Raw genomic sequence first — 22,827 nt, 5'->3', positions numbered from 1 at the left:
ACTATGCAATGGGAAGTTGTGATCGGGCTGGAGATTCATACCCAGCTCGCCACCCAATCGAAGATTTTCTCCGGTAGCGCCACCACGTTCGGTGCAGAGCCCAACACCCAGGCCAGCCTGGTTGACCTGGGCATGCCCGGCGTATTGCCGGTGCTGAACCAGGAAGCGGTGCGCATGGCGGTGATGTTCGGCCTGGCGATTGACGCCGAGATCGGCCAGCACAACGTGTTCGCGCGCAAGAACTACTTCTACCCGGACCTGCCCAAGGGCTACCAGATCAGCCAGATGGAGCTGCCGATCGTCGGCAAGGGCTACCTGGACATACCGCTGGAAGACGGCACCATCAAACGTGTCGGCGTGACCCGCGCGCACTTGGAAGAAGACGCCGGCAAGAGCCTGCACGAAGAATTCCCAGGTGCCACCGGTATCGACCTGAACCGCGCCGGCACACCGTTGCTGGAAATCGTGTCCGAGCCGGACATGCGCAGCGCCAAGGAAGCCGTGGCCTACGTCAAGACGATCCACGCGCTGGTGCGCTACCTGGGCATCTGCGATGGCAACATGGCCGAAGGCTCGCTGCGTTGCGACTGCAACGTGTCGATCCGGCCAAAAGGCCAGGTCGAGTTCGGCACCCGCTGCGAGATCAAGAACGTCAACTCGTTCCGCTTCATCGAAAAGGCGATCAACAGCGAAGTGCGTCGCCAGATCGAGCTGATTGAAGACGGCGGCAGGGTGATCCAGCAAACGCGCCTGTACGATCCGAACAAAGACGAAACCCGCGCCATGCGCAGCAAAGAGGAAGCCAACGACTACCGTTACTTCCCCGACCCGGACCTGTTGCCGGTGGTGCTTGAGGACTCGTTCCTCAATGACATCCGCGCCACCCTGCCGGAATTGCCGCAGCAGAAACGCGAGCGCTTCCAGGCGCAGTTCGGCTTGTCGGTCTACGATGCCAGCGTGTTGGCGTCCAGCCGTGAGCAAGCCAACTACTTCGAAAAAGTCGTGAGCATCGCCGGCGACGCCAAACTGGCGGCCAACTGGGTGATGGTTGAGCTGGGCAGCCTGTTGAACAAACAGGGCCTGGAAATCGACGATGCGCCTGTTACCGCCGAGCAACTGGGCGGCATGCTGCTGCGCATCAAGGACAACACCATCTCCGGCAAAATCGCCAAGACCGTGTTTGAAGCGATGGCCAGCGGCGAAGGCAGTGCGGACGAAATCATCGAGAAGCGCGGCCTCAAGCAAGTCACCGACAGCGGCGCGATTTCGGCCGTACTCGATGAGATGCTGGCGGCCAACGCCGAACAGGTCGAGCAATACCGTGCGGCAGACGAAGCCAAGCGCGGCAAGATGTTCGGCTTCTTTGTCGGCCAGGCGATGAAAGCCTCCAAAGGCAAGGCCAACCCGCAACAAGTGAACGAACTGCTGAAAAGCAAGCTCGAAGGCTGATCGCGGTGAAATGGTCCGGGTGGGCTTTCATGCCCAACTCGGACCCCTTGTGGGAGCGGGCTTGTGTGGGAGCGGGCTTGCCTGCGATAGCATCGCCTCGGTGCAACTGAAATACCGAGGTGCCTGTATCGCAGGCAAGCCAGCTCCCACATTTAATTGGGGATTTCCTGAAAATGAAGCGTCTACTCGGCCTCCTGGCCCTGTTCTCTCTGTTGGCCGGTTGCGCCAGCGGCCTCATCGACCCCAACGGCTACGACGAAACCGGCACCGCCTCGTATTACGGCGCCAAGCACCATGGCAACAGAACCGCCAGCGGTGAACCCTTCAACCAGAACGCCCTGACCGCCGCCCATCGGCGCCTGCCCTTCGGCACTCAGGTCAAGGTGACCAACCTCGACAACAACAGATCCGTGGTGCTGCGCATCAACGACCGCGGCCCGCATACCCGTGGGCGCCTGATCGACGTTTCACGCAAGGCTGCCGAACAACTCGGTATGCTGAGCAGCGGCACTGCACGGGTTCGCGTGCAAGCCATGAGCAACTAAATCAAGGGAGCTTTGGCCATTTCCGCATTAACTGCCCTCTCGCCCTGGAGCCTGATCGAACTGATCAGCGGCCTGGTGCTGCTGATCGTCGGCGCCGAAATCCTGGTGCGCGCCGCCGTGCGCCTGGCAGCCAGCCTCAAGGTGCGGCCGTTGATTATCGGCTTGAGCATCGTCGCCTTCGGCAGTAGCGCGCCGCAAATGACCGTGAGCCTGCAAGCCACCTTGGCCGGCAATACCGATATCGCTGTGGGCAGCGTGATCGGCAGCAGTATCTTCAACACCCTCGTCACCCTGGGCCTGGCTGCGTTGATCATTCCGCTGCGGGTCTCGCGGCAACTGGTGCGCCTGGACATCCCCGTAATGATTTTCGCCGGCTTGCTGGTGTTTACCCTGGCGGCCAATGAAACACTGACACCGTTCGACGGCCTGTTGCTGCTGCTTGCTTTGGTTGCCTACCTCGGCGTGCTGCACTACCAGACCCGCCATTCGCGCCGCCCACGCACGCTGGATACGGTGGCCAGGGCGCCCTGGCTGAGCAGCGCGTTGCTGATGCTCGGCGGGCTGTTGATCCTGGTACTGGCCGGGCATTTGCTGCTGGGTGCGGCAGTGGATGTAGCCAGCGATCTGGGCCTGTCGGAGCGCATCATCGGCCTGACGCTGATCGGTGTCGGCACTTCGCTGCCGTGCCTGGCGACCTCGCTGATTGCCGCGCTGCGCGGCGAGCGGGAGATTGCCGTGGGCAACGTGATCGGCAGCAACCTGTTCAATCTGCTTGGAGTGCTTGGGTTTACCGCGCTGGTGGCACCCTCGCCACTGTCGGTGTCACCCAACGCCCTCGACTTCGACCTGCCGGTGATGCTCGGCGTGATTGTGTTGTGCCTGCCAGTGTTTTATACCGGCTACCGGGTCACCCGTGCCGAAGGCCTGGTGTTCCTGGGCCTGTACCTGGTGTATGGGCTGCATGTGGTGTCGTTCACCTTTGGCATGCCGCTGGCCACCCAGCTTGAACAATTGATGCTGTATTACGTCCTGCCAGCGCTGGTGGCCTTCCTGTTGTTCACCTCGCTGCAAGCCTGGCGCCGCCAACACAAGAGGGAACCGCAATGACCGATCAGAAAAAAACCGGGGTTGAAATGCGCCGCCAGGTCATGGGCGATGTGTTCGTCGACCGCGCCTTGGGCAACGCCACCGCGTTCACCCAGCCGCTGCAGGATTTCGTCAACGACCACGCATGGGGCAGCGTGTGGAACCGCGAAGGCCTGCCGCTGAAGACGCGCAGCCTGATCACGCTCGCCGCCCTTACCGCCCTCAAGTGCCCGCAGGAACTCAAGGGCCACGTGCGTGGCGCGCTGAACAATGGGTGTACGGTGGAGGAGATTCGCGAAGCGCTGCTGCATTGCGCGGTGTACGCGGGCGTGCCGGCGGCGATTGATGCGTTTCGGGCGGCTCAGGAAGTGATTGAGGCGTATCAGGCAGATAAGCAGTGACTGTTAGATAGCTATCGCAGCGGCGCGGCGACCCGACAAGCCAGCTCCCACACTTGACCGAGTTGCAGCATGAGCATGCGGTCGAATGTGGGAGCTGGCTTGCCTGCGATTGGCCTTCAACCCCACCACAACCTTCAGATCCAACCACCCGCCTGCAACACAAAAATCCCGATATTGGTGGTCACCGCCGCCATCAAGGTAGTAATCACAATAATCGCCGCCGCCAGCTCATGATTACCCTCGGCCGCGCGGGCCATGACAAAACTCGCTGCCGCCGTCGGCGCGCCAAAATACAGAAACAAAATCCCCAGTTCCGGCCCCCGAAAGCCCAGCAGCCATGCGCCCAGCGTCGCGAAGAGCGGCAGGCCGATCATCTTCACCAGGCTGGCACTCAACGCCATGCTCCCGCTTTTGCGCAAGGCCGCCAACGACAAAGTGCCGCCGATGCAGATCAACGCCAGCGGCAAGGTCATGTCCGCCAGGTACTGGCCGGACGACTCCAGCCACCCCGGCAGACCGATCTTGAAGATCGCGAACGGTGCGGCGGCAATCACGCTGATGATCAGCGGGTTGGCCACCACACTTTTGAAGATGCTCCACGGGTCGGACTTGATCACCGGGCTGTACACCGCCAGCACGATGGTCGACAGCGTGTTGTAGAACAGGATCACCAGCGCGGCGAGGATCGCTCCGAGGGAAATGCCATAGTCGCCGTACATGCTGGCCGCCAGGGCCAGGCCGATCACGCCGTTATTGCCGCGAAACGCGCCCTGGGTGTAGATGCCGCGGTCTTCACGCGGGCAACGATAAAGCGCCCAACCCCAGGCCAGGGCAAAGCTGAGCAACGTGGCAACGGCGAAATAGATCAGCAGCCCCGGCTTGAGCGCCGAGTGCAGGTCGGCATGCAGAATGCCCAGAAACAGCAGCGCCGGCATGGTGACGTTAAACACCAGTGACGACGCGGTGTGGATAAAGTTGTCGTTGATCCAGTTGATGCGCTTGAGCAGCACACCAAGGAACAGCATGGCAAACACCGGCGCGGTGATGGTGAGGGTGGTGAGGAAGATAGCCAGCATGCCGGGGAGAACCTTGGTGGGTGTCGTCAGGTGGCTAATGATAAGCCATGCGGCCCGGTTCGTCCGGGCAACACCGATCAAATAATGAGATGGCTACCCCCGCCGCCCCCTGTGAACGCCCACTAAGCTTTCACAGGGGGATCTATCGGAGACCGCAGCCATGAGCAAAGTAGACATCACCGCCGTTGACCTTGGTAAGCACAGCTATCACGCTCACGAACAAGATGAGCGTGGCCATGTACTGCTGCGCAAAAAGTTTAATCGAGCAGGATTGCTCCAGCATTTAGCTTCCATCGAGCCTTGTACTGTTGTGATGGAAGCCTGCGGCGGCGCCCACTTCATGGCGCAACAAGTCGCCATGCTGGGACACACCCCCAAACTTATTGCTCCTCATCTCGTGCGCCCTTACGTAAAAAGCAATAAAAACGACTTCGCTGATGCCGAAGCGATTTGTGAGGCAGCTAGTCGCCCAACGATGCGTTTCGTACCAGTAAAAACCCAAGCTCAGCAAGCGTTGGCCATGCTCAACTCGGTCCGCGACTCGCTTATCAAGGAACGCACAGCCGCCGTTAATCGAATTCATGCAGGGCTTTTGGAGGTGGGTGTCAGCTTGGCACCGGGCTTTAAATCAGTCAAAGAGGTGCCCGCGTTACTCGAAACAGCCTCATTTCATGGGCTGATCAAAAAGCTGCTGCAAGGGCTGTATGACCACTACGTCTACCTGGATCGTCAGGTTAAGGTTCTCGACAAAGAAGTTGAGAGCCAAGTCGCTGAAGATGATCTGGCTTCTCGTTTGATGACAATTCCCTGCGTTGGCCCGATCACCTCCAGCGTCTTGGCTGCGGAGTTGGGCGATGGCAAGCAGTTCAAATGTGGTCGAGGCTATTCAGCCTCGATAGGACTTGTGCCAAAGCAGCATTCTACTGGCGGTAAAACCGTACTTTTGGGCATCAGCAAGCGCGGAGATCGAAACCAGCGACGCTTGTTTGTTCAATGTGCCCGTATCTACTTGATGCACTTGGATAAGCAAAAAGGGAGTTTGGCCGATTGGGTTCGCAAGCTGCTGGCAGGCCATCGGCACTCCAATTTAGTGGTCTGCGCGCTAGCCAACAAGCTGGCAAGAATCGCTTGGTCGATCGCGGCAAACCACACTGAATTTGATGCAGGGCCAAGCGCGATGAACGCTTGACCCTGCTGTCACCCAAGCACCACCCACCTGGTTTTGCGATGCTGGATAACAGATGACGTGAACGGCCAACCGGCCTGACGACAACCCTGAGCTCCCACACGGCTGAAAGGCCGTCCAAATAATTAGGGTCGTTGGGCATCAATTCTCATCGAGGCGCGGGGCCAATACCCCACTCAGACGCCGAATAGATGAAAGCAAGCCATACACGCCATCAAAGACAGTATTGCAGAAAAGGGGGTAACCATAGATGTGGGAGCTGGCTTGCCTGCTCCCACAACGTACGGGTAGGTCTCAGGTAATGGGCGCCGGGTTGAACAAGGTGATGTCGTTATGCAGCTTATGCTGCTCCGCCCACGTCTGCTTCTTGCCGCTGGCCACATCCAGGTAGAAGTGGAACAACTCCCAGCCCAATGCCTCAATGCTCGCACGCCCGGTGGCGATGCGTCCGGCGTCGATATCGATCAGGTCCGGCCAGCGCTGCGCCAATTCCGTACGCGTGGAAACCTTCACCACCGGCGCCATCGCCAGCCCGTACGGCGTGCCACGCCCGGTGGTGAACACATGCAGGTTCATCCCAGCCGCCAATTGCAAGGTGCCGCACACAAAGTCACTGGCCGGCGTGGCGCAAAAGATCAGGCCTTTGCGCTTGAAACGCTCGCCCGGGCCGAGCACGCCATTGATCGCGCTGCTGCCGGATTTGACGATGGAGCCCAGAGACTTCTCGACAATATTCGACAACCCGCCCTTCTTGTTACCCGGCGTGGTGTTGGCGCTGCGATCCGCCTCGCCTTTGGCCAGGTAACGGTCGTACCAGTCCATTTCTCTTACAAGGGCTAGGGCAACTTCTTTGCTTTCAGCGCGCGACGTCAGCAGGTAAATCGCATCACGCACTTCAGTGACTTCGGAAAACATTACCGTAGCCCCAGCCCGCAGCAGCAGGTCCGAGGCGTAGCCCAGCGCGGGGTTGGCGGTGATGCCGGAAAACGCATCACTGCCACCGCACTGCATGCCCAGGATCAACTCCGACGCTGGCACGGTTTCGCGGCGGCGCTGGTCGAGTTTCTTCAAGCGCACCTCGGCCAGCGCCATGATCTGCTCGATCATCTCGGTAAACCCATGGCTGGAATCCTGCAGCCGATACAGCCACGGCTCGCTCAGGTCGACGGAGCTGTCGTTGTCGTGCATCACCTGCCCGGCCTGCAGTTTCTCGCAGCCCAAGCTGATCACCAGCGCTTCGCCGCCCAGGTTCGGGTTGCGCGCCAGGTTGCGCACGGTGCGGATCGGGATATACGCATCCGTCGCAGTGATCGCCACGCCGCAGCCGTAGCTGTGGGTCAGCGCCACCACGTCATCGACGTTCGGGTACTTGGGCAGCAACTCCTCCTTGATGCGTTTGACCGCATGGTCCAGCACGCCGGTGACGCACTGCACCGTGGTGGTGATGCCCAGGATATTGCGCGTGCCCACGGTGCCGTCGGCGTTGCGGTAACCCTCAAACGTGAAGCCTTCCAACGGCGCCTGGGCTTGCGGCACTTCGGTGGACAGCGGCAGGCTGTCCAACGGTGGCGCGGTGGGCATGCGCAGTTGGTCTTCCTGCACCCAACTGCCGCGTGGAATCGGCGCCAGGGCGTAACCAATGGTCTGGCCGTAGCGAATAATCTGACCGCCTTCGGGGATGTCTTCCAGGGTCACCTTGTGGCTCTGTGGGATGAAATCCACGGTCACCAGGCCGTCCGGGAACTCGGTGCCCGCCGGTACGCCCTGGTCGTTGACCACGATCACCACGTTGTCGCGCGCGTGCAAACGGATCGAGCGCGGCGAGTCGGCATGTTCAATCAACTGCATTACATCGCCCCTCAGGAATGCGCTTCGGTAAGTTGGGTCAGCTCAGGGCCTTTGCTGGGCGGTTCTTTGAGCACCACACGCTTGATCGGGCCGACAATCACCAGGTAGCTGAATACCGCCAGCAGCGCGTTAGCGCCGACGAACACCAAGGCCCACTTGAACGAGCCGGTGGTGGCGATGATGTAGCCAATCACGATCGGCGTACTGATCGACGCCAGGTTGCCAAACATATTGAACAGGCCGCCACTGAGCCCGGCGATTTGTTTCGGCGAGGTGTCAGACACCACCGCCCAACCGAGTGCGCCAACGCCTTTACCGAAGAAGGCCAAGGCCATGAAGCCCACCACCATCCATTCGATATCCACGTAGTTGCACGCCACGATGCTGGACGACACCAGCAACCCACCAATGATCGGCGCCTTGCGCGCGAACGTCAGGGAATGGCCCTTGCGCAGCAGGTAATCGGAAATCAACCCACCCAATACCCCGCCGATAAACCCGCAGACCGCCGGCAGCGAAGCAATGAAGCCGGCCTTGAGAATCGTCATACCACGCTCCTGCACCAGGTACACCGGGAACCAGGTGAGGAAGAAATAGGTGATGCCGTTGATGCAGTACTGGCCCAGGTACACGCCGAGCATCATGCGATTGGTCAGCAACTGGCGGATGTAATCCCACTTCGGGCCGTCGATTTTCTGGCCTTTGGCCTTGTCTTGATCCATGTCGACCATCGCACCGTTCTCAGCGATGTACTTGAGTTCGGCCGCGTTGATCATCGGGTGCTGGCGCGGGCTGTGGATAAGTTTCAGCCAGATCAGCGAGAACAGGATGCCGATGCTGCCCATCACGATAAACACGTGCTGCCAGCCGAAGGTATAGACGATCCAGCCCATCAGCGGTGCAAACAGCACCGTAGCGAAGTACTGCGCCGAGTTGAAAATTGCCGAGGCCGTGCCGCGTTCAGCCGTAGGAAACCACGCCGCAACAATGCGGGCATTTCCAGGAAACGACGGCGCCTCAGCCAGGCCCACCAAAAAGCGCAGCATGAACAACGCGACGATGGCGGTGGAGACCCCGAATTCACCCACATAGCCTTGCAGCACGGTGAACAGCGACCAGGTGAAGATGCTCAGGGCATAGATTTTTTTCGAGCCGAACCGGTCCAGCAGCCAGCCACCGGGAATTTGCCCGGCCACGTAGGCCCAACCGAATGCGGAGAAGATGTAACCGAGGGTGACCGCGTCGATGCCGAGGTCTTTTTGCAGGCTGGAACCGGCGATGGCGATAGTTGCCCGGTCGGCGTAGTTGATCGTGGTCACCACAAACAGCATGAGCAGGATCAAATAGCGGACGTGGGTCGGCTTGGTCGCTTGCATGAAGAAGTACTCCCACTAATTATTTTTTTTGCGGGTAATCATTTCTGTTTTAACTGCAGGAGCCGCTTTCTGTGGGAGCTGGCTTGCCTGCGATAGCATCGCCTCGGTCTCATTGAAGCACCAAGGTGACTGCATCGCAGGCAAGCCAGCGCCCACACAAGCCGGTGCCTACCGGGGCGTTTCCTACGAACCGATGTAGCTGGTCTTCACCACGGTGTAGAACTCTTGCGCATAGCGACCCTGCTCGCGCGAACCATAAGACGAGCCCTTACGGCCACCGAACGGCACGTGGTAGTCCACCCCGGCGGTCGGCAGGTTGACCATCACCATCCCGGCCTGGGAGTGGCGCTTGAAGTGGTTGGCGTACTTCAGCGAGGTGGTGGCAATGCCCGCCGACAGGCCGAACTCGGTGTCGTTGGCCATGGCCAGCGCCGCCTCGTAATCCGCTACGCGCACCACGTTGGCCACTGGGCCGAAGATCTCTTCACGGCTGATGCGCATGGCGGCTTCGCTGTCGGCAAACAACGTCGGCGCCAAGTAGTAACCTTCGGTGTCGCAGGTCACCAAGCCACCACCGCTGACCAGTCGCGCGCCTTCGCTTTGGCCGATGTCGATGTACTTCATGTCCTGGTCCAACTGGGCCTGGGAAACCACCGGGCCGATGTCGGTGCCGCTTTTCAGCGCGTGGCCAACTTTGATCGACTTCATGCGCTCGGCCATGGCCGCGACGAACTGGTCGTGGATACCGGCAGTAACAATCAAACGGCTTGAGGCGGTGCAACGCTGACCGGTGGAGTAGAACGCGCTCTGTACCGACAGCTCGACGGCCTGCTTGAGGTCGGCGTCATCGAGGATGACCTGTGGGTTTTTGCCGCCCATTTCCAACTGCACTTTGGCCTGGCGCGATACGCAACTGACGGCGATCTGACGCCCCACGCCGACCGAGCCGGTAAAGCTGATGCCGTCGACTTTCGGGCTGTTGACCAGCACGTCACCCACCACACGGCCGCTGCCCATCACCAGGTTGAACACACCGGCGGGGAAGCCGGCGCGGGAGATGATTTCGGCCAGGGCCCAGGCGCAGCCGGGCACCCATTCGGCCGGTTTGATCACTACGCAGTTGCCGTAGGCCAGGGCCGGAGCGATTTTCCAGGCGGGGATTGCAATCGGGAAGTTCCACGGGGTGATCAAGCCGACCACACCCAAGGCTTCGCGGGTCACTTCAACGTTGACGCCCGGGCGCACCGACGGCACGTAGTCACCAGACAGGCGCAGGCATTCACCGGCGAAGAACTTGAAGATGTTACCGGCGCGGGTCACTTCGCCGATGGCTTCGGGCAGGGTCTTGCCCTCTTCCCGGGCCAGCAGGGTGCCGAGTTCTTCACGGCGGGCAAGGATTTCGCTGCCGACTTTATCCAGGGCATCGTGGCGAGCCTGGATGCCGGAGGTCGACCAAGCCGGGAAAGCGGCACGGGCGGCGTCGATGGCAGCGTTGACTTGGGCTACGTCAGCCTTGGCGTATTCGCCAATAACATCGGACAACTCCGACGGGTTGATGTTGTTGCAGTAGTCGGCACCGGCCACCCACTCGCCGTTGATGTAGTTTTCAAAACGTTTGGCTTGGGACACACATCTTCTCCTGACGCAAAAGGCCGCTGATCTCTCAGCGGCCTTGTTGATAAGTTACTGCGGACCTTGCTTGTCTATCAGCGCGGCCAGGGCTTCATATTCTTCCGGCAGCAGGTCGGTCAGCGGCGTGCGCACCGGGCCTGCGTCGTAGCCGGCGATTTTTGCACCGGCCTTGACGATGCTCACGGCATACCCGGCCTTACGGTTGCGGATATCGAGGTAAGGCAGAAAGAAGTTGTCGATGATCTTGCCGACGGTGGCGTGATCGTCTTTGGCAATCGCGTGGTAGAAGTCCATCGCGGTTTTCGGGATGAAGTTAAACACCGCCGAGGAGTACACCGGCACGCCCAAGGCCTTGTAGGCAGCGGCGTAAACCTCTGCAGTCGGCAAGCCGCCGAGGTAGCTGAAACGGTCGCCAAGACGACGGCGGATCGACACCATCAACTCGATGTCACCCAGGCCGTCTTTGTAGCCGATCAAGTTAGGGCAGCGCTCAGCCAGGCGTTCCAACAAAGGCGCGGTCAGGCGGCAGACGTTGCGGTTGTAGACCACCACACCGATCTTGACCGATTTGCACACCGCTTCTACGTGAGCGGCAACCCCGTCCTGGCTGGCTTCGGTCAGGTAATGCGGCAGCAGCAGCAAGCCTTTGGCGCCCAGGCGCTCGGCTTCCTGGGCGTACTCGATGGCTTGGCGGGTCGAACCACCGACGCCGGCAAGGATCGGCACGCTGGTGGCGCAGGTATCAACAGCGGTCTTCACCACTTGGGAATATTCGCTGGCGGCCAGGGAGAAAAACTCACCGGTGCCGCCGGCGGCGAACAAGGCGGTGGCGCCGTAAGGGGCCAGCCATTCCAGACGCTTGATGTAGCCAGCCTGGTGGAAGTCACCCTGCGCATTGAAATCGGTCACGGGGAAAGACAACAGACCGTGGGAGAGGATGGACTTCAGTTCTTGTGGATTCATTATTCGAACACCCTGGGCGAAGACTTTCTGTCGAAAGGTTGTTGTTGGTTGTGGCGATGTCGTACGTCATCGTACAACTATAAAACTATTCGTCAACTGCAATTCATCGGGCCTCATCTGCGGCTAAGTGTTTAAACGTGGCTTCTTGACGTAGGACTTTTTTCCTCTATGCTCGACACAACTGTATATACATACAGTTATCAAGGAAGATTCCTACGACATAGCAAGGAGCTAACATGTCAGATCTTGAACTCGCAGCACCCGAAAAAATCCCACCGGCCCTGCGCTTCGAAGGCGGTGAACACACTGCTATCGGCGATGAAACCCTGCTGCGTTTCGTCAAGGACGCCCCGGCGATTCCAGCGCACCAAGTCGAACTGCACTTGCCCAACGGGCTGGCACTGACCTACGGCCAGGTGATCGCCCTGGGCGGTGACTTCTATGGCATTCCCGGCCAGCCCATCAGCGATGGCGCCTCCCCCGCAGAGCGTGTGCAACGCTTTAGCGCTGCGTTCAATTCGTTGGCTGTGCTGCCAGCCTCACGGGCAGAAGCCGGGAAAATCCTCGCGGTGATGCAAAAGGAGATCAACGCGGTCAAGCAGGCGATCAAGGACGGCAAACAACCCCATGAAGCCTATGACGCGCTGGGTGATACGTTGTCCGAGGAATGGAACCGCATCACCGGCGGTGGCAGTGCGGTGTCGGCCTTGATTCCGCTGGGGCGCTATCTGAAATTGGCGGCAGACAACGCCGACCACTTTGGCGAGTGGGCGCTGTCAGCCTATCTGGCCGGCCATACGGCGGCGCTGCAACAGGCGGTGGTGGCGCATCAAACCGGCACCGACCAAGCACTGGAATTGGCCTATGCCATGAACAGCTTTGCTGATCATTTTTTGACCGACCTGTTTTCCGCCGGCCACCTGCGCGTGCCGCGTAAACAATTGGCGGCCGTGGTGACGCCAGGGGAACTGGGCTCGCTGATCAGCCGCTTCATGCACGATGAAGACAGCAAGTTTGGGCTCAAGGTGCGCAACGCCAAGGGTGATCAATGGCATGCCTATGGGGATAAACGCTACTTCGATGCCATCGACGCGGACAATCGGGCGATGGTCAAACGTGCGGTGCAGGCGTCGGCAGATGAAATCTTCGAGACCTTTATCAGCGGTGTCGCGCCCTCCCCGGCCAACTTCAAGGCGCCGCTGTATGTGCCGGATTTGAACGCGGCGCAGAACCCGGCGAATAACTTTTCGCCGCTGTTCAAGATGGAAGGCAACAAGGTGCTGCGCCGCAAGGACGTGAATGACCTGAACGACAAGCACTGGACCAATGATTGGTGGGGTTGGAGTACGTACCTGCTGCTCAAGGACTACAAGCCAAACCAACCTGCGAGCTAAGTAGGTTTGATCATTCCCACGCTCTGCGTGGGAATGATCACTGTGGAAGCTGGCTTGCCTGCGATGCGGGCGACTCGACCTGTCAGACAGACCGAAGTGATGCTATCGCAGGCAAGCCAGCTCCCACACTAGATCAGCGCTGCGCTTGTGCCTCTTCATGGGCATGGCGCAGCCGTTCGCGGCTGTTAGTCAGATGCAGGCGCATGGCCGCGCGTGCCGCGTCCGAATCCTGGCGAGCAATCGCCTCATAAATCTCTTCGTGTTCGCGGCTCAGGCGGCCCATGTAGTGCTGCTGGTCATCATGGGCCAGGCGCGCTGAATTCAAGCGGGTACGCGGAATGATGCTGGTGCCCAGGTGGGTCATGATGTCGGTGAAGTAGCGATTGCCAGTGGACAGCGCAATTTCCAGGTGGAACGCGAAGTCTGACGCGACAGCATCGCCAGCGTGGGCGGCGCTTTCATTCAAGGCGTCGAGGGCAGCACGCATGGCGGCCAGCTGTTCGTCGCTACGACGCAAGGCTGCGAGGCCGGCGGACTCCACTTCCAGGCTGATACGCAGCTCCAGAATCGCCAGCACATCACGCAGCGTCACCACCGTGGCCGGGTCAATCCGGAAGCCGCTGGGGCTTGGCGTGTCCAATACAAAAGTGCCGATACCGTGGCGGGTTTCCACCTGCCCCGCCGCCTGCAAACGCGAGATGGCTTCACGCACCACGGTGCGGCTGACCCCATGGGCTTCCATGATTGCGGATTCGGTAGGCAACTTGTCGCCGCGTTTGAGTTGGCCGTCGCGAATCTGCTCGGACAACACCGTGACCAATTCCTGGGCAAGGCTGCGGCGCTTGCGGGGAAGACGAGGGGCGGTGTTGGCATTTTCCATGATGAATCCATCTTTCTCGGCGAACTTGAGCCCGCATCATAGCCCATGGCGGTTGTACGATCACCGTCCGGTCGCGACTTTCACCCACATCCTTCGCGCAAAAAAATGCCCCGACACAAGTCGAGGCATTTTTCAGGCTCACCCTAGGGTGAAAGCCGCTTACTTCACCACTTTCAGGCTCGGCCGGCCGCTTGGACGCGGAGGCTCGGAGTCTGGTGGTGGCACATCATCACCGCCTTCGCCTTCGATCGCTTCGTCGTCCTCGAAAGGCGACTCCAGATCGAACACCATGCCCTGGCCATTTTCCCGGGCATAGATCCCGAGGATGGCACCAATCGGCACGAACAGCGTATGCGGCACACCGCCGAAACGCCCTTCGAAGCTGACAGCTTCATTGTCCATATGCAGGTGGCGCACAGCACTGGGTGATACGTTCAGCACGATCTGCCCATCACTGGCGAAACCCTGCGGCACATCAACCTTGGGGAATTCAGAGTTGACCAACATGTGCGGGGTGCAATCGTTGTCCACAATCCACTCATAGAGCGCGCGGACCAAGTAGGGTCGACTGGAGTTCATCAGCGGCTCCTTAAGCCTTAGCGCATATCGCGTTCGACGCCAGACAGACTCGCCTGGAAAGCCTCACGCGCAAACTGGCGCTCCATGTAATCAAGCAACGGCTTGGCCGGCCGTGGCAGTTCAATGCCCAGGATCGGCAAGCGCCAGAGTATGGGTAATAGGCAGCAATCCACCAAGCTTTGTTCCTCGCTGAGGAAAAAAGGTTTGTCGGCGAACAGCGGCGAAACACCGGTCAGGCTCTCACGCAATTCCTTGCGCGCCTGCACTCGAGCGGCTTCTTTACTGCGTGTATCCAGAATCAAATCCACCAGCCCGCACCAGTCACGCTGAATCCGATGGATCAGCAGGCGGCTGTTGGCACGCGCCACCGGGTAGACCGGCAGCAAAGGTGGATGCGGGTAACGCTCATCCAGGTATTCCATCACCACGGTTGACTCCCACAACGCCAGGTCACGATCGACCAGGGTGGGCAAGCTGCCGTAAGGGTTCACTTCGATCAGTTTCGGCGGATGACGACCCACCTCCACACTGATGATCTCGGCGCTGACACCCTTCTCTGCGAGCACGATGCGTACTCGGTGGGAATAGTGGTCGGCGGGGTCGGAGTAACAGGCCAACCGGTTGGTCACGCCCATGGCGGTCCTCCTCGCTTGTTGAAATTATCGAAAGCTCAAAAACGAGCGCGCCCAGAGAGCATCTCTGCAGTGCCTGGTTCAACCAGAGCGCTACGTGTTCAGAGATGCCGCTGGGCGCGCAAGATTAACAGCAATTGCTTACAGTTGGATCAATGCACATCCTTCCAGTATTCGCGTTTGAGCAGATAGGCGAACACAAAGAAGAAAGCCAGGTACAGCAATACATAGGTACCGATGCGCTGATGTTCCAGTTTGACCGGGTTGGCCGAGTAGGCCAGGAAGGTCACCAGATTCTTGACCTTCTCGTCAAACTGCTCTTCGTTCAGCGCGCCAGTCTTGGGCACGATGGTCAGTTGATCGCACGCTTCATGAGTCAAAGGCGTACCGGTCAACGGATCATATTGCTTCTTGCCGTCTTCGACGACCTGAACCTGCTTGCATCCTACCACTTGGCGACCCTGCAGGCCGACCAGAACGTTAGGCATACCGACGTTCGGGAAGACTTTGTTGTTGACGCCATAAGGGCGCGCCGGGTCTTCGTAGAAGGATTTCAGGTAACCATAGAGCCAATCGGTGCCGCGAACACGGGCCACCAGGGTCAGGTCGGGCGGTGCAGCCCCGAACCAGGCCTTGGCATCAGCCGGTTGCATGCCGATGCTCATGTGGTCGCCGATCTTCGCGCCGGTGAACACCGCGTGGCTGAGCATCACGTCATGGGGGATGCCCAGGTCATCGGCGACACGCTCGTAGCGCTGAAACTTGGCGCTGTGGCAGCCCATGCAGTAGTTGCTGAAGGTACGCAGCCCGTCCTGCATGGCGGCCTTGTCAGACACGTCGATATCGACTTTTTCCAGCTCGGGGCCATGCTCGGCCGCGAAGGACAGTAGCGGCAGTGCCGCAAGCATCAAAGCAACAAATAACTTTTTCATCAGCCAGTCACCCTTTCCGGAACCGGTTTGGTCTTCTCGAGCCGGGTGTAGAACGGCATCAGAATGAAGTAGGCGAAGTACAGGAAGGTGCAGACCTGCGACAGCAACGTTAATTGCGGCGTCGGCGCCTTGACGCCCGTCCAACCCAGCAGCACGAAGCAGATGCAGAACACCCACAGCCAGATCTTGCTCAACCAGCCCTTGTAACGCATGGACTTGACCGGGCTACGGTCGAGCCAAGGCAGTACAAACAACAGAGCAATCGAAGCCCCCATGGCAACTACGCCCATTAGCTTGTCTGGAATCGCCCGCAAGATGGCGTAGAACGGTGTGAAGTACCAAACCGGGGCGATGTGCTCAGGCGTCTTGAAGGCGTTGGCCTGTTCGAAGTTAGGCTTTTCGAGGAAGTAACCGCCCATCTCCGGGAAAAAGAACACGATCGAGCAGAAGATGAACAGGAACACGACCACGCCGACAATATCTTTCACGGTGTAGTACGGGTGGAACGGAATACCATCCAGCGGGATACCGTTTTCGTCTTTGTGTTTCTTGATATCCACGCCATCTGGGTTGTTCGAACCCACTTCGTGCAGCGCCAGAATGTGCAGCACCACCAAGCCCAGAATCACGATCGGCAAGGCCACCACGTGCAAGGCGAAGAAGCGGTTCAGGGTGATGCCGGAGATCAGGTAGTCACCGCGGATCCACTGGGTCAGGTCGTTACCGATGACCGGGATCGCACCAAACAGCGAGATGATCACCTGGGCGCCCCAGTACGACATCTGGCCCCACGGCAGCAGGTAGCCCATGAAGGCTTCGGCCATCAGTGCCAGGTAGATCAGCATGCCAAACACCCACACCAGCTCGCGTGGCTTCTGGTACGAACCGTAGAGCAAGCCACGGAACATGTGCATGTAGACCACGATAAAGAACGCTGAAGCGCCGGTGGAGTGCAATAGACGCAAGATCGAGCCGTACTCGACATCGCGCATGATCCCTTCAACGGACGCAAAGGCCTCTTCTGCCGACGGCGTGTAGCTCATCGTCAGCCAGACGCCGGTGACGAGTTGGTTGACCAACACCAACAGCGCCAGGGAGCCGAAGAAGTAGAAGAAGTTGAAGTTTTTTGGCGCGTAATATTTGCTGAGATGGTCTTCCCACATTTTGGTAGCGGGGAAGCGCGCATCCACCCAATCCATGAACTTGCTCATCAGGCTTTCTCCCCCTCGTCGACGCCAATGACAATGACACTGTCAGTCTCGTAATGATGCGGCGGAACTGGCAGGTTCAGTGGTGCGGGTTGTGACTTGTAGACGCGGCCAGCGAGGTCGTAGTGGGAGCCGTGGCAAGGGCAGAAATAGCCCCCAACCCAGTCTTTTCCCAGGTCTGCTGGAGCAACTTCGGGGCGGAAAGTAGGCGAGCAACCCAAGTGGGTGCAGATACCGATCAGCAGCAGGATCTCTGGCTTGATCGAACGAATTTCCTTATCGACGTAGGCGGGTTGGTCGGAATTCTTCGAGTCGGGGTCAGACAGCTGACCTTCGATTTTCTTCAAATTCCCCAAGATTTCCTCAGTACGACGAACGATGAAGACCGGCTGACCGCGCCACTCAGCAATCATCTGCTGGCCTGGGTCGATCTTGCTGACATTCACCCTCACCGGTGCACCAGCGGCTTTCGCCTTGGCACTGGGAAACCATGACCCCACGAACGGGACCGCAGCCCCCACCGCTCCTGCAGCACCCACCACGGATGTGGCTGCTACTAAGAAGCGACGCCGGCCTGCATTCACGCCGTCATTGCTCATTCAGTCCTCTCCCATCAGCTTTTTGGCCTGTTAAATCAGGCGTCTACTAAGTGTTGAATCTTTACTTATAAAAATTTTGCCGAATGGTAATGAAAAGCCCCACGTATGACAAGGGAATTGCCCAAGGCTCCCTCCCCAGGCCTTGTAGTATAGGGGGTCTACGGATGTGGCAAGTTGTCACGGCGAAATTTATGCATAAATCGTAGGCAATAAAAAACGCCCAGCTCCGTGAGGAGTTGGGCGTTTTTGTGGAACGTAAAGCGAATTAACGCTTCGAGTACTGCGGACGCTTACGCGCTTTACGCAGACCGACTTTCTTACGTTCAACTTCACGAGCATCGCGAGTTACGAAGCCAGCTTTGCGCAGAGCGCCACGCAGGGTTTCGTCGTACTGCATCAGAGCGCGAGTGATACCGTGGCGGATTGCGCCAGCTTGACCACTTACACCGCCACCGATAACGGTGACGTAGATGTCGAACTTTTCAACTGTCTCGGTCAATTCCAGCGGCTGACGAACTACCATGCGGGCAGTTTCGCGACCGAAGAAGTTTTCCAGAGTGCGGTTGTTGATCGAGATGTTACCAGTGCCCGGACGCAGGAAAACGCGTGCGGTTGCGGTTTTGCGACGGCCAGTGCCGTAATTTTGAGTCGCCGACATAATGAACTATTCCGTTAAAACTTCAGTTCTTGGGGCTGCTGAGCAGCATGAGGGTGTACAGCGCCCGCATAGACTTTCAGCTTGCGAAACATATCGCGACCCAGTGGGCCCTTCGGCAGCATGCCTTTGACCGCGATTTCGATCGGGGCTTCAGGCTTCTTGGAAATCAGGCCTTCAAAGTTGGAAGACTTGATACCGCCTGGGAAACCGGAGTGACGGTAGTACATTTTGTCTTGCGCTTTGTTGCCGGTAACACGTACCTGCTCAGCGTTGATGATCACGATGTAGTCACCGGTGTCAACGTGAGGGGTGTACTCAGGCTTGTGCTTGCCACGCAGACGGCTGGCGACTTCAGTGGCCAGACGACCCAGGGTCTGACCAGCGGCGTCGACGACAAACCAGTCGCGCTGAACTGTTTCCGGTTTTGCAGTAAAAGTTGTCATTCTTTAATAGCCTCAGGGGCCGCCCTGTAAATTAGACGGCGGATCTTACTGAATAGTGCGTACTTTGACAAGTCAAAGGCAGCCGGATACAGACGCTATCGGGGGCTCGGGTCGGCGCGTCCGTTCAACGGCAAGATTCTTCGGCAGGCGGCGCATCACTTCCACTGCAGAAAGAGGTGGGCAATTATGCAGATTGCGAAAAAAAATTCAACCTGCTTTTATGATTGTTTTCCCCGAAGGAGTACCGGATGGATTATCGACAGCTGGGCCGCACCGATCTGAACGTAAGCGCGATAGCCTTGGGCACCATGACCTGGGGCGAGCAGAACAGCGAGGCAGAGGCCTTCGCGCAGATCGAACGGGCCAAGGCCGCGGGGATCAACTTCCTCGACACGGCAGAAATGTACCCGGTGCCGCCCAAGGCCGACACCTATGCCACCACCGAGCGCTACATTGGTAATTACTTCAAAAGCCGCGGCGACCGTGCCGACTGGATCCTCGCCAGCAAAATCGCCGGCCCCGGCAACACCATCGACTACATCCGCGACGGCCACCTGCGCCACAACCGCAAACACATCGTCGACGCCCTGGATGCCAGCCTCAAACGCCTGCAAACCGACTGGATCGACCTCTACCAGCTGCACTGGCCGGAACGCAGCACCAACTTCTTCGGCCAACTGAGCTACAAGCACAAAGACGAAGACGACCTGACCCCGCTGGAAGAAACCCTCGAAGCGCTGGACGAACAAGTCAAGGCCGGCAAGATCCGCCACATCGGCCTGTCCAACGAAACCCCTTGGGGCACTATGAAATTCCTGGCCCTGGCCGAAGCCCGTGGCTGGACACGCGCGGTGTCGATCCAGAACCCCTACAACCTGCTCAACCGCAGCTTTGAAGTGGGCCTGGCGGAAGTCGCCATGCGTGAGCAGTGCGGCCTACTGGCCTACTCGCCGCTGGCGTTCGGCATGCTCAGCGGTAAGTACGAAGGTGGCGCACGCCCGGCAAAGGCTCGCCTGACCGAATACAGCCGCTTCAGCCGTTACTTCAACCCGCAGTCGGAAGCGGCATGCAGCCGTTATGTGGCGCTGGCGCGGGAACAGGGTCTGGACCCGGCACAGATGGCCCTGGCCTTTGTGACGCAACAGCCGTTTGTGACCAGCAACATTATTGGTGCCACGACACTGGAACAGCTGGACAGCAACATTGCCAGTGCTGACCTGAAGCTGTCGAAGGAAGTGCTCGAAGGGATTGAGGCGATTCAGAAGGATCATCCGAACCCCGCGCCTTGATTGATCCCTAAACCCCATCGCGGGCAAGCCCGGCTCCCACATTTTGAACTGTGAACACAGTCAAATGTGGGCGCTGGCTTGCCTGCGATGGAGCCTTACGCAGCACTACAAAACCATCAAAGCGCCCGCGCGATAATCTCCTTCATGATCTCATTGGTCCCCGCATAAATCCGCTGCACCCGCGCATCCGCCCAGGCCCGCGCAATCGGGTATTCCCACATGTAGCCGTAGCCGCCGTGCAACTGCACGCACTCATCGAGCACCTTGCACTGCAGGTCCGTGGCCCAATACTTGGCCATCGCCGCCGTAGGCACGTCTAGCTTGCCCTCCAGGTGCAACGCCATGCACTTGTCGACGAACACACGGCCAATCTGAATCTCAGTCGCCATCTCCGCGAGCTTGAACCGGGTGTTCTGGAAATCGGCAATCGCCTTGCCGAACGCCTTGCGCTCGCGGGTGTATTCCAAGGTCCACTGCAGCGCCGCCTCGGCCGACGACAGCGCGCCAATCGCCACGGTCAGACGCTCCTGGGGCAACTCCTGCATCAAATACGCGAAGCCCATGCCCGCCTGACCCAACAGATTTTCCTTGGGCACGCGCACGTCCTGGAAGAACAACTCCGACGTGTCCTGAGCCTTCATGCCTACCTTCTCCAGGCGCTTGCCCTTGTCGAAGCCCGGCGTATCGGCTTCCACCAGAAACAGGCTGGTGCCCTTCGCACCGGCCTTGGGATCGGTCTTGGCCACCACGATCACCAACTCGGCGAGAAAGCCGTTGGTGATAAAGGTCTTGGAGCCGTTGATCACGTACTCATCGCCCTCCAACACGGCGGTGGTCTTAACGCCCTGCAAGTCGGAACCGGCCCCCGGCTCGGTCATGGCGATGGCCGTGACCATCTCGCCAGAGATCAATTTGGGCAGGTATTTGTGTTTCAGCGCTTCACTGCCGTAATGCAGGATGTACGGCGCGACGATGTCCGAATGCAGCGAGAAACCGATGCCGGTCAAACCAAGGCGGCTGATCTCCTCGATCACTACCGCGCTGTAGAGAAAGTCCGCGCCCAGGCCGCCATATTCCTCCGGCAAGTGGGAGCAGAGCATGCCCGCCTCCCCTGCCTTGCTCCACAGATCACGGTCGATGTAGCCCTGTTTCTCCCATTGCCCATGGAACGGCGCAGCGTGTTTTTCGAGGAAGGTGCGCACGCTCTCGCGGAAGAGTTCGTGCTCCGAGCTGAACAAGGTTCTGGGGATCATGGGTCACCTGTGGGGATTGTCGGACAAAGACCAGACCACAGAGACTAAGCCGCGAAGGCGTCACGGGACACTGGACACATGCGACAAAAAATAAGACGATCCAGCCGTCTGGTGACCACTTTCCCCTATAAGAATAAATGAAATTATGTCTAACCAAATCTCCACGCCCCTGCGGCGCGTCAGCATTTTGGCCATTGATCGGGTATTCGCTTCAACCCTCATGCAAGCCAAGGATTTCTTCCATCTCGCCAGCCTGCGATATGGCAAGCAACAAGGCCTGGGCCTGACCCCAGCGTTTGAAACGCGCCTGGTCAGCCCCGACGGGCAATCGGTGCGCAGCTTCAGTGATGTGATCATGCCGGTGGACGGCGGCCTGGAAGACGCCGACATCATCGTCTTACCGGCCTTCTGGGATGACTTCGACGCGCTGTGCACGCGCTACCCGCAAGTGATGCCTTGGCTGCGCCAGCAACACGCCCGTGGCGCCGTGCTCTGCGGCGAAGCCACCGGGGTGTTCTGGCTCGCTGAAGCCGGGCTGTTGGATGGCAAGGAGGCAACCACTTACTGGCGCTTCTTCAATGCCTTCAGCGAACGCTTCCCCAAGGTGCAGCTCAACCAGGACAAGCACCTGACCGACGCCGACAACCTGTATTGCGCCGGTGGCACCACCTCGGCGTGCGACCTCTACATCTACTTGATCGAACGTTTCTGCGGCGCCAACATCGCCCAAGCCGTGGCCCGCGATATTCTTTACGAAGTGCAGCGCAGCTACGCGCCGGGGCGCATCGGGTTTGGTGGGCAGAAGCTGCACCAAGACGTGATCATCCTGCAGATCCAGCACTGGCTCGAAGAGCATTTTGCCGACAAGTTCCGCTTCGAAGACGTCGCCCGGGAACACGGTATGAGCATTCGCAACTTTATGCGCCGCTTCCAGACAGCGACGGGTGACAAGCCGCTGCATTACCTGCAACGCCTGCGCATCGAGACCGCCAAGGGCTTGCTTTCGGGCAGCCGCAAGAGTATCAAGACCATCAGTTATGAGGTGGGTTACGACGATGCGAGCTTCTTTGCGCGGTTGTTCCGCCAGCACACGGAGTTGTCGCCAAACCAGTACCGGCAGCAATTTCAGCAAGCCGCGTAGATACAGCCCCTGACGATGCAAACGACCCTGCCATACCGCAATGGTGCAGGGTCGAACTGAAAACCCCATGCAGCCTTAACCAAGGCCTTAAGCAATACCTGCCTGCAAGACCTCCAATTCCTACAGCTAGACAGGACGAGGACGAACCCGCAACGCCCGGGACCTCTGGCATTTTAAGCGAGGAAAAAGTCGCCTATTTCTGCCGAACTGCGCTGCGGATCACGCAGGGCTTTTTCTAAATTCACTTGGCTCAAACT

At 59.0% G+C, this 22,827-nt stretch carries 22 protein-coding genes; 8 read left to right on the top strand and 14 right to left on the bottom strand.

Translation table 11 applies throughout. The features are described 5' to 3' along the window. Positions 1-3 precede the first annotated feature (3 nt). From gatB to K0P33_RS05870, 4 genes are all read left to right on the top strand, one after another. The gene (gene gatB / locus K0P33_RS05885) at positions 4-1,449 is read left to right on the top strand and encodes an Asp-tRNA(Asn)/Glu-tRNA(Gln) amidotransferase subunit GatB (RefSeq protein ID WP_094950413.1); all 1,446 of its coding nucleotides are present in this window, start codon (positions 4-6) and stop codon (positions 1,447-1,449) included. A 173-nt stretch (positions 1,450-1,622) separates the two neighbouring features. Beyond that, positions 1,623-1,994 (top strand): septal ring lytic transglycosylase RlpA family protein, encoded by a 372-nt coding sequence (locus K0P33_RS05880; RefSeq protein WP_242154463.1) that lies wholly within the window; start codon positions 1,623-1,625, stop codon positions 1,992-1,994. A gap of 60 nt (positions 1,995-2,054) precedes the next feature. Continuing rightward, positions 2,055-3,101 (top strand): calcium/sodium antiporter, encoded by a 1,047-nt coding sequence (locus tag K0P33_RS05875; protein ID WP_094950445.1) that lies wholly within the window; start codon positions 2,055-2,057, stop codon positions 3,099-3,101. Then, complete coding sequence (locus K0P33_RS05870) at positions 3,098-3,481, top strand: carboxymuconolactone decarboxylase family protein (RefSeq protein WP_094950411.1); 384 nt, start codon at positions 3,098-3,100, stop codon at positions 3,479-3,481. Before K0P33_RS05875 ends, K0P33_RS05870 begins: the two co-directional genes overlap by 4 nt. Before the next feature lie 134 nt (positions 3,482-3,615). Here K0P33_RS05870 and K0P33_RS05865 read toward each other — a convergent pair whose 3' ends face one another. After that, positions 3,616-4,557, bottom strand: coding sequence for an AEC family transporter (locus K0P33_RS05865; RefSeq protein ID WP_094950410.1), 942 nt, complete (start codon positions 4,555-4,557; stop codon positions 3,616-3,618). Positions 4,558-4,717: 160 nt separating this feature from the next. Here K0P33_RS05865 and K0P33_RS05860 point away from each other — a divergent pair, with 160 nt between their 5' ends. Continuing rightward, positions 4,718-5,746: an IS110 family transposase gene (locus K0P33_RS05860; RefSeq protein WP_242152133.1), complete on the top strand. Its 1,029-nt coding sequence runs from the start codon at positions 4,718-4,720 to the stop codon at positions 5,744-5,746. Positions 5,747-6,037: 291 nt separating this feature from the next. On the opposite strand, the gene garD is transcribed toward K0P33_RS05860, so the two are convergent. The 4 genes from garD to kdgD all read right to left on the bottom strand — a co-directional run bounded on the left by garD (position 6,038) and on the right by kdgD (position 11,562). Next, entirely contained in the window at positions 6,038-7,591 is a 1,554-nt protein-coding gene (garD, locus tag K0P33_RS05855; protein ID WP_094950409.1) for a galactarate dehydratase, read from the bottom strand. A gap of 11 nt (positions 7,592-7,602) precedes the next feature. Continuing rightward, positions 7,603-8,967 carry an MFS transporter gene (locus K0P33_RS05850; RefSeq protein ID WP_094950408.1) on the bottom strand — a complete coding sequence of 455 codons (1,365 nt, stop codon included), beginning with the start codon at positions 8,965-8,967 and terminating at the stop codon, positions 7,603-7,605. 183 nt (positions 8,968-9,150) lie between these two features. Continuing rightward, the gene (locus K0P33_RS05845; RefSeq protein WP_242154461.1) at positions 9,151-10,596 is read right to left on the bottom strand and encodes an aldehyde dehydrogenase family protein; all 1,446 of its coding nucleotides are present in this window, start codon (positions 10,594-10,596) and stop codon (positions 9,151-9,153) included. A 54-nt stretch (positions 10,597-10,650) separates the two neighbouring features. Further along, positions 10,651-11,562 (bottom strand): 5-dehydro-4-deoxyglucarate dehydratase, encoded by a 912-nt coding sequence (gene kdgD / locus K0P33_RS05840; protein WP_064450699.1) that lies wholly within the window; start codon positions 11,560-11,562, stop codon positions 10,651-10,653. Between the two features lie 236 nt (positions 11,563-11,798). Here kdgD and K0P33_RS05835 point away from each other — a divergent pair, with 236 nt between their 5' ends. Next, positions 11,799-12,956, top strand: coding sequence for a phospholipase (locus tag K0P33_RS05835; protein ID WP_094950406.1), 1,158 nt, complete (start codon positions 11,799-11,801; stop codon positions 12,954-12,956). A gap of 133 nt (positions 12,957-13,089) precedes the next feature. Here the strand turns inward: K0P33_RS05835 and K0P33_RS05830 are convergent, their stop codons facing one another. The 8 genes from K0P33_RS05830 to rplM form a co-directional block, all read right to left on the bottom strand. After that, entirely contained in the window at positions 13,090-13,836 is a 747-nt protein-coding gene (locus tag K0P33_RS05830) for a FadR/GntR family transcriptional regulator (protein ID WP_083360156.1), read from the bottom strand. Between the two features lie 159 nt (positions 13,837-13,995). Further along, complete coding sequence (locus K0P33_RS05825; protein ID WP_094950405.1) at positions 13,996-14,415, bottom strand: ClpXP protease specificity-enhancing factor; 420 nt, start codon at positions 14,413-14,415, stop codon at positions 13,996-13,998. A gap of 17 nt (positions 14,416-14,432) precedes the next feature. After that, positions 14,433-15,050 (bottom strand): glutathione S-transferase N-terminal domain-containing protein, encoded by a 618-nt coding sequence (locus tag K0P33_RS05820; protein WP_027604841.1) that lies wholly within the window; start codon positions 15,048-15,050, stop codon positions 14,433-14,435. Between the two features lie 149 nt (positions 15,051-15,199). After that, the gene (locus tag K0P33_RS05815) at positions 15,200-15,979 is read right to left on the bottom strand and encodes a cytochrome c1 (RefSeq protein ID WP_094950404.1); all 780 of its coding nucleotides are present in this window, start codon (positions 15,977-15,979) and stop codon (positions 15,200-15,202) included. Beyond that, positions 15,979-17,190, bottom strand: a complete 1,212-nt coding sequence (locus K0P33_RS05810) for a cytochrome bc complex cytochrome b subunit (protein ID WP_094950403.1) — start codon at positions 17,188-17,190, stop codon at positions 15,979-15,981. The genes K0P33_RS05815 and K0P33_RS05810 overlap by 1 nt, the downstream gene beginning before the upstream one ends. Next, complete coding sequence (petA, locus tag K0P33_RS05805; protein ID WP_094950402.1) at positions 17,190-17,786, bottom strand: ubiquinol-cytochrome c reductase iron-sulfur subunit; 597 nt, start codon at positions 17,784-17,786, stop codon at positions 17,190-17,192. Before petA ends, K0P33_RS05810 begins: the two co-directional genes overlap by 1 nt. Positions 17,787-18,051: 265 nt before the next feature. Further along, positions 18,052-18,444 (bottom strand): 30S ribosomal protein S9, encoded by a 393-nt coding sequence (gene rpsI / locus K0P33_RS05800; protein WP_003216038.1) that lies wholly within the window; start codon positions 18,442-18,444, stop codon positions 18,052-18,054. Between the two features lie 14 nt (positions 18,445-18,458). Continuing rightward, positions 18,459-18,887 (bottom strand): 50S ribosomal protein L13, encoded by a 429-nt coding sequence (rplM, locus tag K0P33_RS05795; protein ID WP_003171742.1) that lies wholly within the window; start codon positions 18,885-18,887, stop codon positions 18,459-18,461. Positions 18,888-19,135: 248 nt separating this feature from the next. Here rplM and K0P33_RS05790 point away from each other — a divergent pair, with 248 nt between their 5' ends. After that, positions 19,136-20,176 (top strand): NADP(H)-dependent aldo-keto reductase, encoded by a 1,041-nt coding sequence (locus K0P33_RS05790; RefSeq protein ID WP_094950401.1) that lies wholly within the window; start codon positions 19,136-19,138, stop codon positions 20,174-20,176. A 116-nt stretch (positions 20,177-20,292) separates the two neighbouring features. On the opposite strand, the gene K0P33_RS05785 is transcribed toward K0P33_RS05790, so the two are convergent. After that, the gene (locus tag K0P33_RS05785) at positions 20,293-21,429 is read right to left on the bottom strand and encodes an acyl-CoA dehydrogenase family protein (protein ID WP_094950400.1); all 1,137 of its coding nucleotides are present in this window, start codon (positions 21,427-21,429) and stop codon (positions 20,293-20,295) included. A 220-nt stretch (positions 21,430-21,649) separates the two neighbouring features. Here K0P33_RS05785 and K0P33_RS05780 point away from each other — a divergent pair, with 220 nt between their 5' ends. After that, entirely contained in the window at positions 21,650-22,570 is a 921-nt protein-coding gene (locus K0P33_RS05780; protein ID WP_176462922.1) for a GlxA family transcriptional regulator, read from the top strand. Positions 22,571-22,827 lie beyond the last annotated feature (257 nt).

This window comes from Pseudomonas sp. ArH3a, from assembly GCF_022648765.1.
Classification (GTDB): domain Bacteria; phylum Pseudomonadota; class Gammaproteobacteria; order Pseudomonadales; family Pseudomonadaceae; genus Aquipseudomonas.
Note: the sequence above shows the minus strand (reverse complement) of the source record. Positions and strands in the feature narration are given on the sequence as shown.